This is a genomic window from Pseudomonas sp. MT92 (genome assembly GCF_058792515.1).
On sequence record NZ_JBXAFA010000001.1, the window covers coordinates 329,355 to 343,212 of the forward strand.

A 13,858-nucleotide genomic window follows, 5' to 3' on the forward strand; every position below is an offset into this window, starting at 1 on the left:
CCAAGAGCTGACTCCCGAACAGATCCAACAGTCCCTGCAAGGCATAAGCGTGCCCGCTCAACCGCAGATCATGGTGGATTTGCAGATGGAGCAGTACATGCCGGACCCGGATCTGGAGGTGATCGCGAAGCTGATTTCCCAGGACCCAGGCCTCTCCGGCTCGTTGCTGAAAATCGTCAACTCGCCTTATTACGGCCTGACGAACAAGATCGCCTCGATCCAGCGCGCGGTGAATCTGCTGGGCAGCCGTTCGATCATCAACCTGATCAACGCCCAGTCGATCAAGGGTGAGATGAACGATGAAACCATCGTCACCTTGAACCGTTTCTGGGATACGGCCCAGGACGTGGCGATGACTTGCCTGACCCTGGCCAAGCGCACCGGCACCCAGGCTGGCGATGAAGCCTATGCCCTGGGCTTGTTCCACGACTGTGGCGTACCGCTGATGCTCCAGCGTTTCCCTGACTACATGGGCGTACTGGAACAGGCCTATGCCAATGCCGGCCCCGAGTGCCGGGTGGTGGATACCGAGAACAAAGCGTTCAACACCAATCACGCGGTGGTCGGTTACTACACGGCCAAGTCCTGGCGCCTGCCAGAACACGTGACGGCCGCGATTGCCAACCATCACAATGCCCTGGCGATCTTCAGCGATGAATCGTCGCGCAACAGCACGTTGAAAAACCTGCTGGCGATCCTGAAGATGGCCGAGCACATTTGTGCGTCCTACCGCGTGCTGGGCAACCAGACCGAAGACCACGAATGGAACAGCATCGGGCATCTGGTGCTCGATTACGTCGGTTTGTCGGACTACGACTTCGAAACCCTCAAGCAGACCATTCGCGATCTCGGCACTCACCGCTGAGTGTCGGACCTTCTTCTTATCGAGCGCCCGATTCGAGAGCACCATGCCTGAACTGCCAGAAGTCGAAACCACCCGTCGAGGCATTGCACCGCACCTGGAAGGCCAGCGTGTCAGTCGGGTAATCGTGCGCGATCGTCGGCTGCGCTGGCCAATTCCCGAAGACCTCGATGTGCGGTTGTCCGGGCAGCGTATCGTGCTGGTAGAACGGCGCGCCAAGTACCTGCTGATCAACGCCGAAGTCGGTACGTTGATCAGTCATCTGGGCATGTCGGGCAATCTGCGGCTGGTGGAGGTCGGCACGCCGGCGGCCAAGCATGAACACGTGGATATCGAGCTCGAATCGGGCCTGGCCCTGCGCTACACCGACCCGCGTCGGTTTGGCGCAATGCTGTGGAGCCTTGACCCGCTCAACCACGAATTGCTGATTCGCCTGGGGCCGGAGCCGCTGACCGACCTGTTCGATGGCGAGCGGTTGTTCCAGCAATCACGCGGGCGTTCGATGGCGGTCAAGCCGTTCATCATGGACAACGCGGTGGTGGTGGGCGTCGGCAACATCTACGCGACCGAAGCGCTGTTCGCCGCCGGGATCGACCCGCGTCGCGAGGCCAAGAGCATTTCCCGGGCGCGCTATCTGAAGCTGGCGATCGAAATCAAACGCATCCTGGCCGCCGCCATCGAGCGCGGAGGTACCACGTTGCGGGACTTTATCGGTGGTGATGGTCAGCCGGGCTACTTCCAGCAGGAACTGTTCGTGTACGGCCGTGGTGCTGAACCGTGCAAAGTCTGTGGGACAGAGCTGCGGGAAGTGAAGCTCGGGCAGCGCGCCAGCGTCTTTTGCCCACGCTGTCAGCGCTGAAATGCCTGCGGGCTCCCACAGGGTCTAAGCGATCCTTGTGGGAGCGGGCTTGCCCGCGGTGGCGTTCGAACCGATATCGAAAGACTCAAGCCTTGCCGGTAATTTTCCGGTACTTCTCCATCAACTGCTCTTGCGTTTCCGGATGGGCTTCGTCCAGGGGAATGCAATCGACCGGGCAGACCTGTTGGCACTGAGGTTCGTCATAGTGGCCGACGCACTGGGTGCACAGGTTCGGGTCGATCACGTAGATCTCTTCGCCTTGGGAAATGGCGGCGTTCGGGCACTCGGGTTCGCAGACGTCGCAGTTGATGCAATCGTCGGTGATGATCAGGGACATGCTAACTCCAGCCAGGGCGACAGGCCCGGGCGCAATAAATCAATGCGCGTAATTGTGCCGCATTGGCGCCTGCGTTGCACGCAGGTGCGACGTACTGTAGGAGCGAGCTTGCTCGCGAAAAACGCAAAAGCAACGCGGGCAACCAGATACACCGCGTCATCGTTGACGTCCATCGTCGGAACGCCGCCCGGAGCAGGCTCGCTCCCACAGCTTGCGGGGGTTATTTCTTGAAGCGCTCGGTCAGGGCGTCCGCCACCACAGGGTGCACGAACTTGGTGATATCGCCGCCAAGGGCTGCAATTTCACGGACCAGCGTCGAGGAAATGAACGAATAACGCTCGGACGGGGTGAGGAACAGGCTCTCCACATCCGGAGCCAGCTGACGGTTCATGTTGGCCAGCTGGAATTCGTACTCGAAATCCGACACCGCGCGCAGACCACGCAGGAACACATTGGCATTCTGCTCTTTGGCAAAGTGCGCCAGCAGCGTCGAGAAGCCGACGACTTCAACGTTCGGCAGATGTTTGGTGACCTCGCGTGCCAGCTCCACGCGCTGTTCCAGAGGAAACAACGGGTTTTTCTTCGGGCTGGCGGCGACGGCAATGATCACGTGATCGAACAGGCGCGAGGCGCGTTCGACCAGATCGCCATGGCCCTTGGTAATAGGGTCGAAGGTACCTGGGTACAACACTCGGTTCATCGCGTCGTCCTGGCGGGAGTGCGTTGGGGAGTCGGATGGTATCGCAGCCTAACCGGTCGGCCAAGTCGCCTGTTGGGTAAGGAAGCACTATAGACGATGGGAATATTCGTCGTTTTCATGAGTTTTTCAAACGTTCGGCCAGGGAAGTCGCCAGTTGCGCGGTCAGCCCGTAGACCGACAACTGCGGATTTGCGCCAATGCTGGTGGGGAACAGCGAGCCGTCGTGTATCGACAGATTGGTCAGCTGATGATGTCGACCGAGGCTGTCGGTCACGGCGGCTTTCGGGTCTTCGCCCATGGCACAACCGCCCATTACATGGGCGCTGCCCAGCCGGGTGCGGTACAGCTCCAGGCTCAAGCCATCGATCAGCGTGCGTGCTTCGCCCAGGGTTTTCACATAACGGGCATCGGCGTGCATTGGCATGACCGCCTTGGCGCCACCGGCGAACTGAATCTCGGCCATGCTGTGGAACGCACGGCGCAAGCCTTCCCACGCATAAGGCGTCACTGGGTAATCGAGCACCGGCGTGCCATCACCGCGCAATTCGACGGCACCGCCCGGGCTGTCTGGGTGAAAACCGTCCCGCAGCAACGCGAGCATGGCGTGAGTGTGGGGAAGGTTGGCCATGTGCTGTGCGTTTTCCTGGCCAAAACCGCCGAGCAGCGTGGTTGCCAATGCGGGGTGCAGTGGCGGGACTTCCAGTTTGTAGGCCATCCTGCCCGTGGTGCCGTCCAGCCATTGGAAATGGTCTGAATAAATCGACTGCGGTGCCCCGTAAAACGGATTGATCACTTCATCGAACAGCCCGGCGGACATGTTCACCACATGCAGGAAAGTCCGTTTGCCCAGCCGTTTGTGCGGATCAGGCGCGTCGGAACGCAGCAACAGCGCCGGGCTGTTGATTCCGCCGCCCGCCAGTACGTAATGCCGCGCCTTGACCGTGATGCGGAGCCCTGTGGGTTCGACACAGCGCTCGTCCATCGCCACGCATTGCAGGCCCGTGACCTTGTCGCCCGCCAGAATGAGCTTTTCAGCGCGGGCCAGGAACAGCAGCTCGCCACCCTTTTCCAGCGTGGCCGGAATGGTCGTGACCATCATCGATTGCTTGGCGTTGGTCGGGCAGCCCATGCCGCAGTAGCCGAGGTTCCAGCAGCCGCGCACGTTGCGCGGGATCACGTGCCAGCTGTATCCGAGCTTTTCGCAGCCTTTGCGGATCACGTCGTTGTTGGCGTTGGGCGGAACCCTCCACGGGGCCACACCCAGACGCTGTTCCATTTTCTCGAACCACGGCGCCATTTCAGCCGGCGAGTGGCCCTTGACGTTGTGCTCCCTGGCCCAGTGTTCCAGGGTCTGTTCCGGGGTGCGGAAGCTGGAGGTCCAGTTGATTAGCGTGGTCCCGCCCACCGCGCGGCCCTGGAGGATGGTGATCGCACCGTCCTTGCTCATGCGGCCGATGCCTTCCTGATAGAGGCTGGCGTAGGCCTGGTCTTCAAGCAGCTTGAAGTCGCTGCTGGTCTTGAGCGGGCCCTCCTCGATCAGCAGTACTTTGTAACCGGCTGCGCTGAGGATTTCGGCCGTGGTTCCACCGCCGGCGCCACTGCCAATGATCGCCACATCCGCTTCGAGGGTCAGGTCCTGGGTCAGTTGTGAGCCGTTGTAGGTTTTCCAGCCACGGGCCATGCCTTCGCGGAACGGATCGGGTACGGGCATCTTCGGGGTCTCGTCTTGTTTTTTAATGATGTGCTGAGGTGGCTTGCCCGCGGCAGGGTCGACTCGATTTCAAACCGTGGGCGGCCCGGGATACCCACAGTGCGCCCACGATTCCTTGCGGCCGTACCAGGCCATCATCACCAGTTGCAGTAACGAGCTGTGCCCCATGCGCAACAGGCCCAGGGAGCTGTTCTCCCAGCGATCGAGAAAGTGCCGGATCTCAGCGCCGCTGGCGTTCTCCCAACTGCCCCAGATGCCGGTCAGTGGCCCGCGGGTCACGGCCATGCCCAGCACGTCGAACAGTTGCCGGGTCAGCTTGAGCATTTCCGGCGACAGGTGATCAAGGTTGTAATCCAGGCTTTTCAGGGTGCCTTCGACGGCGTCGGACATACCTTCGACGGCCACGGCGCCATCGAGCATGACCGGCACCAGTGCCCGCAGAAACAGCAGGTCGCCACTGCGCAAAGACGAAAATCCGCTGGCCGGGATGCTCGACGAGCACCCGCTCAGGCTGGCTCCCAGCCCGGCCGTGGCAAGAAAGGCACTGGCGCCAAGGCTGAACTTGAGCAGGCCGCGCCGTGACAGCGCGGGTGTATCGGACAGGCTTGGGCTCATTGTTGTTATTACCCGACGGTGACGATCGTTAGCGGATGAACAGCTTCTGGATCAGTTTCTGAATGGATTTTCCGTACGGCGGGTAGATCAGTTTCGCCGCGTTGAATCGCTGTTTGATCAGCACACCCTTGGCCTTGCTGAAGGTCAGGAAACCTTCGTGGCCGTGGTAATGACCCATGCCCGAGGCGCCAATGCCGCCGAAGGGCATGTCGTCCTGGGCAACGTGCAGCAGGGTGTCGTTCAGGCACACGCCGCCGGAATGGGTTTCATGAAGCACGCGGTTTTGCTCGCGTTTGTCATAGCCGAAGTAGTACAGCGCCAGTGGGCGAGGGCGCTGGTTGATGTAGGCAAACGCCTGATCCAGATCCTTGTACGGCACGATCGGCAGCAGCGGACCAAAGATTTCGTCCTGCATCACCGTCATGTCGTCGCTGACGTTGAGCAGCAAACTGTGGCCCATACGGCGTCCCTGGCCCTGTTCAAACAGCGGTATCAGCAGCGCGCCTTTGCTGGTGGCATCGCTGATATAGCCATTGAGTCGCGCCAGTTGGCGATCATTGATGATCGCGGTGTAGTCCGGGTTGTTGGCCAGGGTCGGAAAAAACCCGCGAACCGCCTGGCGATAGGCTTCGACGAAAGAGCCAACGCGGTCTTCGGGCACCAGCACGTAGTCCGGCGCCACGCAGGTTTGTCCGGCGTTGAGGGTCTTGCCGAAAGCGATGCGTTCGGCGGCGTCCTTCAGAGGCACGTCGTGGGACACGATGGCTGGGGATTTGCCGCCCAATTCGAGGGTAACGGGCGTCAGGTTCTCCGCAGCGGCCCGCATCACGTGTTTTCCGATGCTGGTGGCGCCGGTGAACAACAAATGATCGAAACGCAGTTGTGAAAACGCGACCCCGATATCGGCCTCGCCCAGTACCACGCAGACCAGGTCGTCGGGAAAGATTCGTCCCAACAGGTCCTTGAGCAGCAAACCGGTAGCAGGCGTGGACTCGCTGAGCTTGAGCATCACCCGATTACCCGCCGCCAACGCGCCGACCAGAGGCCCGATGGCCAGGTACAACGGGTAGTTCCACGGCACGATCACCCCAACCACGCCCAGCGGCTGGTAAACCACTTTGGCCGAGGCAGGTTGGAAGGCCACGCCGACCTTGCGGCGCGACGCTCGCATCCAGCCTTTGAGGTGGCGGCTGGCGTAATGAATGCCATGCAGGCTGGGCATCAATTCGGCGAGCAGGGTTTCATCGGGGCTGCGGTGGCTGAAGTCCTGGCTGATGGCATCAATCAGGGGTTCGCGTTCAGCGCTCAACAGGTCGCGCAATGCCTTGAGCCACTGCTGGCGCTGGGCTGCGGGTGGCATCGGGTTGGCGGCGTAGGCGGCGCGTTGCGCGTTGAAGAGGTTGTGGAGTTCTTCCAGAGGCTGCTGCAGGTCTTGCAGGTAGGAAATTCCAGCGGTCATGGTTGGCTCCGGATTTATTGTAATGAGGCTCGTTTTAGAGTCTATGCTCTAGAAAGTCAAATGGCATCCTGCCGCAGCTTTGTTTTATCCCTGTCCGGTTAGGTCGTAAGATGCTCATCAACGCACTCTGAATTAAAGCTCAAGCCATGGCCCCAAGGATCAAAACCAGCGAGCGCATCGTGCAGAACAGCCTCGAGCTGTTCAATCAGCAGGGCGAGCGCAGCATCAGCACCAATCACATCGCTGCTCACATGGAGATTTCTCCGGGCAACCTGTACTACCACTTCCCCAACAAGCAGGCGATCATCGCTGTGCTGTTCAGTGAGTACGAAAGCCTGGTGGACAGTTTCCTGCGCCCGCCCCAGGGCCGCGCCGCCACGGTGGAAGACAAGCGCTTCTACCTCAAGGAGCTGCTGTCGGCGATGTGGCGCTACCGGTTTTTGCATCGCGACCTCGAACACTTGCTCGACAGCGATGCAGACCTGGCCGGGCGCTATCGGCGCTTTTCCCAGCGCTGCCTGATCCAGGGCACGCACATCTACGAAGGCTTCGTCGAGGCGGGCATCCTGAAGATGGATCGGGTGCAGATCGAATCCCTGACCCTCAATGCCTGGATCATCCTCACGTCCTGGGTGCGCTTTCTGTGCACCACGCGGGAAAATTCCAGCCACCTCAGCGAGCAAGCGATCAAGCGCGGGGTCTATCAAGTGCTGGTGCTGGAGGCCGGCTTTGTCACGGATCAGGCGCGCGATGCGGTCAACGCCTTGTTCGAGGAGTTTTATGTGCCGTTGGCCCAGGCGCTGGAAGAGCTGTGAAGCGCAAAGTGCAGTAGGATCGTCATTCGACAACCTCACAGGAGCCCGTTATGCCCATTGCGCAACTGATCAGCCCGCAAGCGCTGGACCTGAAGAAGGACCAGCCGGGGTTGGTGATTCTGGATTGTCGTTTTGCCCTCGAAGACCCGGATTACGGTCAGCGCAGCTATGCCGAAGGGCACATTGCCGGGTCGAGCTTCGCTGATCTCGAGCGCGATCTCAGCGGCAAAGTGGTCAAGGGTGTGACCGGGCGTCATCCATTGCCTGAGCCGGCCGCCCTGATCGAGCGTCTGCAGGCCTGGGGCATCAATGCCGACAGCGAAGTGGTTTTGTATGACGACGGTCCGGGAGCCTACGCGGCGCGGGCCTGGTGGCTGCTGGCGTGGCTGGGCAAGCGTGAGGGCGTGTTCATCCTCGATGGTGGGCTCAAAGCCTGGCACGGCGCAGGGTTGCCGTTGAGTCTGGATGCGCCGTCCATCTCGCGCGGCACCTTTAGCGGGAGCCCTGACGGTTCGCTCTTGCTCAGCGCAGAACAGCTGCAAAAACGCCTCGGCCAACCCACGCTGACCTTGCTCGATGCCCGCGCCCTGCCGCGCTTCAAGGGCGAAGTGGAACCGATCGATCCGATTGCCGGGCACATCCCCGGCGCTCAGTGTGCGGCGTTCACCGATAATCTGGGCAGCGACGGGTGTTTCCTGCCGGCCGATCAGCTCAAGCAGCGTTTTGCGGCGAAGCTGCAAGGCCGTTCGCCGACCGAACTGGTGGCGTATTGCGGGTCCGGTGTGACGGCTTGCCATAACCTGTTCGCGTTGTGCCTGGCGGGTTATCCGTTGGGCTCGTTGTATGCCGGCTCTTGGAGCGAGTGGATCAACGAGCCTGCTCGGGGCATCGCCACCGGCGAATAAACACCGCAGACCCTTGTGGGAGCGAGCTTGCTCCCACAAGGGGGAGGGTGGATTTCAGATATCAAGACAGGCGCGCACTGCGATACGCCCCTGGCCCCACCCCATACACCTGCTTGAATTGCCGACTCAGATGACTCTGGTCGGCAAACCCCAATTGCGTCGCGACTTCCAGTGGCAAACAACCGTCCTGCAACAATGCCCGTGCCCGAGCGATGCGTTGTTGCATGAGCCAGGTGTGCGGCGGCATGCCGGTGGCGCGGCGGAACACCCGGGCAAAGTGAAAGGGCGACAGGTTCACCGCCGCTGCCAGTTCTTCCAGCGAGGGCGGTGCCGCCAGTTGCGTTTGCAACAAGTCCTTGGCCAATGTTACCGCCCGGTGTTCCTTGCCCGGTTTTCCGGCATCCGGAACCGCTGCGTGACGCTGCAGCAATGAAAGCATCAGTTCACGCCAGGCGGTCTGTTGTTGCAGTGCGGTAGCCGGGCTTTCCAGCAAGCGGTGCAATTGGCAGAAGCCATTCACCAGATCCGGATCGCGGTACAGCGTGGCGCCGAACGCCGGCAGGTTGTGGGTGGGCAATTCGAGTTCGGCCAGCAGCGACAGGATCTGCCCGCTATCGGGATAAAACGCCCGGTACAGCCAGCCATCCTCCGTACCCTTGTGGCCGGTGTGCAGTTCATCCGGGTTGATCAGCACCAGCGTGCCGCTGCCTGCCAGATGCTCGGCGCCGCGATACCGGTAGCGCTGGGCGCCTGCCATGATCATGCCGATCACGTAGCCGTCATGTACATGGGGGGCGAAACGCTGCTGGATGTAGCGCGCCGACAATAATTCGACCCCAGGCAGTGGCGCGGACTGCCAGAAGTGGATGGATTCGCCCTGATGGTTATTCACGGTCTACTTGCGAACCAAGGTGGCCAGCCATTGTGGGATACGCCGTTCCAGGTAGTACCCCGGTTGCCGGAACGAACCGTCGACAAATCCGACGTGCCCACCCTTGGCCTGCAACTCGAATTGCGTACAGGCCGATAACTCTTGTGCCTGGGGCAGGCTGTGGGAAAACACGAAGGGGTCATCGGCTGCCTGAATGAGCAAGGTTGGCGTGCGGATTTCGCCTAGGAAGTAGCGGCTCGATGCACGGCGATAGTAGTCCTCGGCATCGGTGAAGCCATTGAGCGGTGCGGTGACCCGGCCATCGAAATCCCAGAACGTGCGCATGTTTTCCAGCGAGCCCAGCGCGGCGAGCGCTGCCAGGCCATCCTCGCGCCCGTCGTGCTGGAACTGCCGCTGCTTGTTCTTGATGTAGGCCAGCATCTCGCGCATGAAGTGCGCCTGATAAACCTTGGAAAAACCCTGGCCGATGCGGTCGGCGCACTGGTCCAGGCGAAACGGCACCGACACCGCCACCGCGCCGAACAGGCCGCTGGCGCTGCCGGTTTCGCCCAGATGCTTGAGCAACACATTGCCGCCCAGGGAATAACCGACGGCGTACAGCGGAGCGAGAGGGCGTTTGGCCCGCAGGTGCCTGATGGTTTCGGCCAGGTCTTCACTGGCGCCGGAATGGTAGCTGCGCGGCAGCAGGTTGGGTTCGCCAGAGCAGCCGCGCCAGTTCAGTGCGACGCTGGCCCAGCCCCGGTCGCCCAGCGCTTTTTGAATCCCGGCCACGTAAGGCGAATTCGACGAACCGGTCAGTCCGTGCAACACCAGTACCAGGGGTGCGTCGACGCTGTGCGGGCCGTGCCAGTCGAGGTCGAGGAAGTCGCCATCTTCGAGCCACAGGCGTTCACGCTCGCGCTCGATGTGTGTGGTTTTGCGCCACAGCGGTCCCCACAAGGTCTGCAAGTGCGGGTTGCCGAGGCCGAAGGCAGGGATGAAGCGTTCTGACGGATGGGACACGATTGTTCTCGAAGCAGCGGCGCGTGCCTTGAAGGAGGCACGCACCTTGTTCAGGCCGATCGATTAGCCGGCAATCTCTGCCATACGTTGCCACAACGAATAATAGACCCGCCCGGACTTTTGCTCCCGGTGCAGACGCCAGTTGCCTGGCAGGCCCAGGGTCGAGGGTGCGCTTTCGCTTTCGGTATAAACCCAGGCATCGTCTGCCAGCCATTGGCGTTCTTCGAGCAGGGCGCAAACGGCAGGCAGCAGGTTCTGATTGAACGGCGGGTCGAGGAACACCAGGTCGTAGGCCGTTGCAGTCTGGGTTTCCAGGTAACGCAGGGCGTCGGCGGTCTGGACCTGTCCGTTGGTGCAACGCAGCGTACCCAAGTGCTCTTTCAGGCTGGAGACCGCGATACTGCTGGCATCCAGAGCCTGGCCCTGGGCTGCGCCACGGGACAAGGCTTCGAGGAACAGCGCGCCGCTGCCCGTGAACGGATCGAGCACCTTGGCGCCAGGGACGTAAGGTGCCAGCCAGTTGAACAGGGTTTCACGCACCCGGTCCGGCGTCGGGCGCAGACCTGGAGCGTCAGGGAAACTCAGCTTTCGGCTGCGCCATTCGCCGCCAATGATGCGCAGTTGGTTCACGCCGTTATGCACGTTGTGAACCGGTTTTTTAGGACGGGAAGTGGCCATTAATGCTCCGGAACCCCGAGCGGTTGCTCGGCAGGTTTATCAGTAGGGGCCGGTAACGGCTTTTGTGGCACGGTCGGGCCAGCGCTGACGATGACCATTTTGTCCGTGCTCAGGTGTTTGTTCAGTGCGGCTCGGACTTGCTCGACAGTCAGGTTCTGCGACTGTTGCATGAAGTCCTCAAGATGACTCAGCGGCAGGTTATAGAAGCCGATGGCGCCCAGTTGGCCGACAATGTCGGCGTTGCTGGCGGTCGACAGCGGGAAGCTGCCGGACAGTTCGCGCTTGGCGTCGTCGAGTTCTTTTTCGGTCGGGCCGGTTTTAAGGTAGTCGGCGAGCACGTCCTGCACCAGCTTCAGGGTGCCTTCGCTCATCTCGGCGCGGGTCTGCAGGTTGATCATGAACGGGCCGCGCGCCTGCATCGGGGTGAAGCCCGAATACACGCCGTAAGACAGGCCACGCTTCTCGCGGACTTCGCTCATCAGGCGAGTGCCGAAACCGCCACCGCCGAGAATCTGGTTACCCATGGACAGGGCCGCGTAGTCCGGATCGTCACGGTCGATGCCCAGTTGCGCGATCATCAGGTTGGTCTGCTTGGACGGAAACTCGATGTGGCCGACGCTGGCCTTGGGTTCAGCCGGTTGCGCGATTTTCGGCAGGGCGGGGCCTTTGGGCAGGGCCGCGGAAACCTGCGCGGCAATGGCTTCGGCTTCGGTGCGGGACAAGTCCCCCACCAGTGCGATCACTACGTTCCCGGCGGCGTAGGCTTTCTGATGGAACGCGCGCAGTTGCTCCAGGGTGATGGCGGGAATGGTGTCCGCCGTGCCGTCGCTGGAGTGCGCGTACGGGTGATTGCCGTACAGGCGATTCATCAACTCGACGCTGGCCAGTTTGCCGGGGTTCTGTTTCTGGTACTCGAAGCCGGCGAGCAACTGGTTCTTGATGCGGGTAAAGGAATCAGCGGGGAACGTCGGTTTGCCAACGACTTCAGCGAACAGCTTCAAGGCCGGCTCGCGTTTGTCCGCGGCGCTGAGGCTGCGCAGGGAGGCGACCGCCATGTCTTTGTAGGCCCCGTTGCCGAAATCGGCGCCCAAGCCTTCGAAACCCTGGGCAATCGCGCTGACATCTTTACCGGCGACGCCCTCGTTGAGCATGGCATTGGTCAGCGTGGCCAGACCGGGTGCATCGCCATCCTGGCTGCTGCCGGCGGCAAAGATCAAGCGCATGTCGAACATCGGCAGCTCACGGGCCTCGACAAACAACACCTTGGCGCCTTCGGCGGTGTTCCAGCTCTGGACATCGAGTTTGCGATGGCTCGGCGCCTTGCCGTTGAGCTCGGTCAGTGATTGCAGTTTCTGGCTGGCCTTGGCTTTATCCAGCGCTTCACTGGCAATGGAATCATCAGTCTTGGCGAAATAGAACGCGGCAGAGCCGATTAACATGGCAGCGATCAGGCCCAGCAGGGCCCGGCGCGATTTTTTACGCTCACTCATGAGTCGTCTCCTCTGGCAGAACATGGGCGACGCTGAGACGTTCGCGGGTGAAATACAGCTTGGCGGCTTTCTGGATGTCTTGCGGGGTCACGCTTTCCAGTTCGGCGAGTTCGGTGTCCATCAATTTCCAGGACAGGCCGACGGTTTCGAGTTGGCCGATGGCGGTGGCCTGACTGGTGATCGAGTCACGCTCATAAACCAGGCCGGCGATGACCTGCGCCCGCACGCGTTCGAGTTCTTCGCTGGACGGCGCGGTGGTTTTCAACTGTTCGAGCAGCTTCCACAAACCGGCTTCTGCCTGCTCGATGGTTTTGTTTTTCTGGCTGTTGGGTGTTGCCGACAGCGTGAACAGGCTGTCGCCACGGGTGTAGGCGTCGTAGCTCGACGAAGCGCCGGACACCAGCTCTTCGCCACGCTCCAGTTGGGTCGGGATGCGTGCGCTATAGCCACCGTCGAGCAGGGCGGATATCAGGCGCAAGGCATTCACCGAGCGTTTGTCTTCGGCGGTGGCAATACTCGGTACGTTGAATGCCAGCATCAGGCTGGGCAGTTGGGTCTTCACGTGCAGGATGATCTGGCGCTCGCCGGGTTCGGCCAGTTCCAGCGGAATCTTCGCCGGCGGCACGTCGCGTTTGGCGATCGGGCCGAAGTAACGCTGGGCCAGGGCTTTGACTTCATCCGGGGTCACATCGCCGACCACTACCAGCGTGGCGTTGTTCGGCACGTACCAGGATTCATACCAGTGGCGCAGCTCTTGGACCTTCATGCGGTCCAGATCCGCCATCCAGCCGATGGTGGGCGTGTGATAGCCGCTGGCCGGGTAAGCCATGGCCTTGAAGCGCTCGTAGGCCTTGGACATCGGTTTGTCGTCGGTGCGCAGGCGGCGTTCTTCTTTAATGACTTCGATTTCCCGGGCGAACTCATCGGGCGGCAGACGCAGGCTGGCCATGCGGTCGGCTTCCAGTTCGAAGGCCACGCCCAGGCGATCGCGGGCCAGTACCTGGTAATAAGCGGTGAAGTCGTCGCTGGTGAAGGCGTTCTCCTCGGCGCCGAGGTCGCGCAGGATCAGCGAGGCTTCGCCGGGACCGACTTTCTCGCTGCCCTTGAACATCATGTGCTCCAGGGCGTGGGACAACCCGGTCTGACCCGGAGTCTCGTAGCTGGAGCCGACCTTGTACCAGACCTGTGAAACCACCACCGGCGCGCGATGATCTTCGCGCACGACGACCTTCAGACCATTGTCGAGGGTGAATTCGTGGGTGGGTTGCGGGTCGGCGGCCAGGGCCGAAAGGGGCAGGCAAACTGTGCTGAGCAGCAGGCCAGCAGCGCGGCGGGCTAGAGCATTCATTCGTTTTTAAACCTTTGGGGCTGTCCGCTTGGTCTTAGCCTAGGCGGGCGAGGAGGTGCTAGGATACTGATCCGTTTTAGCGGCGGCCACGCCTATCAGGCCTTTATGCTTGATCAGGTTGATTGGGTTTACGACGGAAGGTGGATATTTATCAACTGAATTCCGCTTTTTCGCCGATTTTGCTG

At 61.3% G+C, this 13,858-nt stretch carries 14 protein-coding genes; 4 read left to right on the forward strand and 10 right to left on the reverse strand.

All coding sequences use genetic code 11. The features are described from left to right. Window positions 1-49 precede the first annotated feature (49 nt). Together AC1Q6D_RS01555 and mutM are read left to right on the forward strand one after the other, a co-directional pair. A complete protein-coding gene (locus AC1Q6D_RS01555; RefSeq protein WP_177329364.1) occupies window positions 50-865 on the forward strand; it encodes an HDOD domain-containing protein in 816 nt (271 codons plus the stop codon). Window positions 866-908: 43 nt separating this feature from the next. Continuing rightward, window positions 909-1,721, forward strand: coding sequence for a bifunctional DNA-formamidopyrimidine glycosylase/DNA-(apurinic or apyrimidinic site) lyase (gene mutM, locus AC1Q6D_RS01560; RefSeq protein WP_047534590.1), 813 nt, complete (start codon window positions 909-911; stop codon window positions 1,719-1,721). A gap of 85 nt (window positions 1,722-1,806) precedes the next feature. On the opposite strand, the gene AC1Q6D_RS01565 is transcribed toward mutM, so the two are convergent. From AC1Q6D_RS01565 to AC1Q6D_RS01585, 5 genes are all read right to left on the reverse strand, one after another. Further along, on the reverse strand, window positions 1,807-2,058 hold the full coding sequence (locus AC1Q6D_RS01565) for a YfhL family 4Fe-4S dicluster ferredoxin (protein ID WP_003176712.1): 252 nt from the start codon (window positions 2,056-2,058) through the stop codon (window positions 1,807-1,809). 220 nt (window positions 2,059-2,278) lie between these two features. Continuing rightward, entirely contained in the window at window positions 2,279-2,758 is a 480-nt protein-coding gene (gene coaD / locus AC1Q6D_RS01570; RefSeq protein WP_007939322.1) for a pantetheine-phosphate adenylyltransferase, read from the reverse strand. Window positions 2,759-2,873: 115 nt separating this feature from the next. Next, entirely contained in the window at window positions 2,874-4,469 is a 1,596-nt protein-coding gene (locus tag AC1Q6D_RS01575; protein ID WP_103402826.1) for a GMC family oxidoreductase, read from the reverse strand. 69 nt (window positions 4,470-4,538) lie between these two features. Further along, the gene (locus tag AC1Q6D_RS01580) at window positions 4,539-5,084 is read right to left on the reverse strand and encodes a twin-arginine translocation pathway signal protein (RefSeq protein ID WP_103402825.1); all 546 of its coding nucleotides are present in this window, start codon (window positions 5,082-5,084) and stop codon (window positions 4,539-4,541) included. 28 nt (window positions 5,085-5,112) lie between these two features. After that, a complete protein-coding gene (locus AC1Q6D_RS01585) occupies window positions 5,113-6,543 on the reverse strand; it encodes a coniferyl aldehyde dehydrogenase (RefSeq protein WP_103402824.1) in 1,431 nt (476 codons plus the stop codon). A 146-nt stretch (window positions 6,544-6,689) separates the two neighbouring features. Here AC1Q6D_RS01585 and AC1Q6D_RS01590 point away from each other — a divergent pair, with 146 nt between their 5' ends. Both AC1Q6D_RS01590 and AC1Q6D_RS01595 read left to right on the forward strand, forming a co-directional pair. Continuing rightward, a complete protein-coding gene (locus AC1Q6D_RS01590) occupies window positions 6,690-7,358 on the forward strand; it encodes a TetR/AcrR family transcriptional regulator (RefSeq protein WP_047534581.1) in 669 nt (222 codons plus the stop codon). Window positions 7,359-7,408: 50 nt separating this feature from the next. Beyond that, window positions 7,409-8,263, forward strand: a complete 855-nt coding sequence (locus tag AC1Q6D_RS01595) for a sulfurtransferase (protein ID WP_103402823.1) — start codon at window positions 7,409-7,411, stop codon at window positions 8,261-8,263. Between the two features lie 61 nt (window positions 8,264-8,324). Here AC1Q6D_RS01595 and AC1Q6D_RS01600 read toward each other — a convergent pair whose 3' ends face one another. The 5 genes from AC1Q6D_RS01600 to AC1Q6D_RS01620 all read right to left on the reverse strand — a co-directional run bounded on the left by AC1Q6D_RS01600 (window position 8,325) and on the right by AC1Q6D_RS01620 (window position 13,673). Then, window positions 8,325-9,155, reverse strand: a complete 831-nt coding sequence (locus AC1Q6D_RS01600) for an AraC family transcriptional regulator (RefSeq protein ID WP_103402822.1) — start codon at window positions 9,153-9,155, stop codon at window positions 8,325-8,327. A 3-nt stretch (window positions 9,156-9,158) separates the two neighbouring features. Then, window positions 9,159-10,157: a hydrolase gene (locus AC1Q6D_RS01605; RefSeq protein ID WP_103402821.1), complete on the reverse strand. Its 999-nt coding sequence runs from the start codon at window positions 10,155-10,157 to the stop codon at window positions 9,159-9,161. Between the two features lie 63 nt (window positions 10,158-10,220). Further along, window positions 10,221-10,835 carry a 16S rRNA (guanine(966)-N(2))-methyltransferase RsmD gene (gene rsmD, locus AC1Q6D_RS01610; protein WP_103402820.1) on the reverse strand — a complete coding sequence of 205 codons (615 nt, stop codon included), beginning with the start codon at window positions 10,833-10,835 and terminating at the stop codon, window positions 10,221-10,223. Beyond that, on the reverse strand, window positions 10,835-12,325 hold the full coding sequence (locus AC1Q6D_RS01615; RefSeq protein ID WP_103402819.1) for a M16 family metallopeptidase: 1,491 nt from the start codon (window positions 12,323-12,325) through the stop codon (window positions 10,835-10,837). Before AC1Q6D_RS01615 ends, rsmD begins: the two co-directional genes overlap by 1 nt. Beyond that, a complete protein-coding gene (locus tag AC1Q6D_RS01620; RefSeq protein WP_103402818.1) occupies window positions 12,318-13,673 on the reverse strand; it encodes a M16 family metallopeptidase in 1,356 nt (451 codons plus the stop codon). The genes AC1Q6D_RS01615 and AC1Q6D_RS01620 overlap by 8 nt, the downstream gene beginning before the upstream one ends. Window positions 13,674-13,858 lie beyond the last annotated feature (185 nt).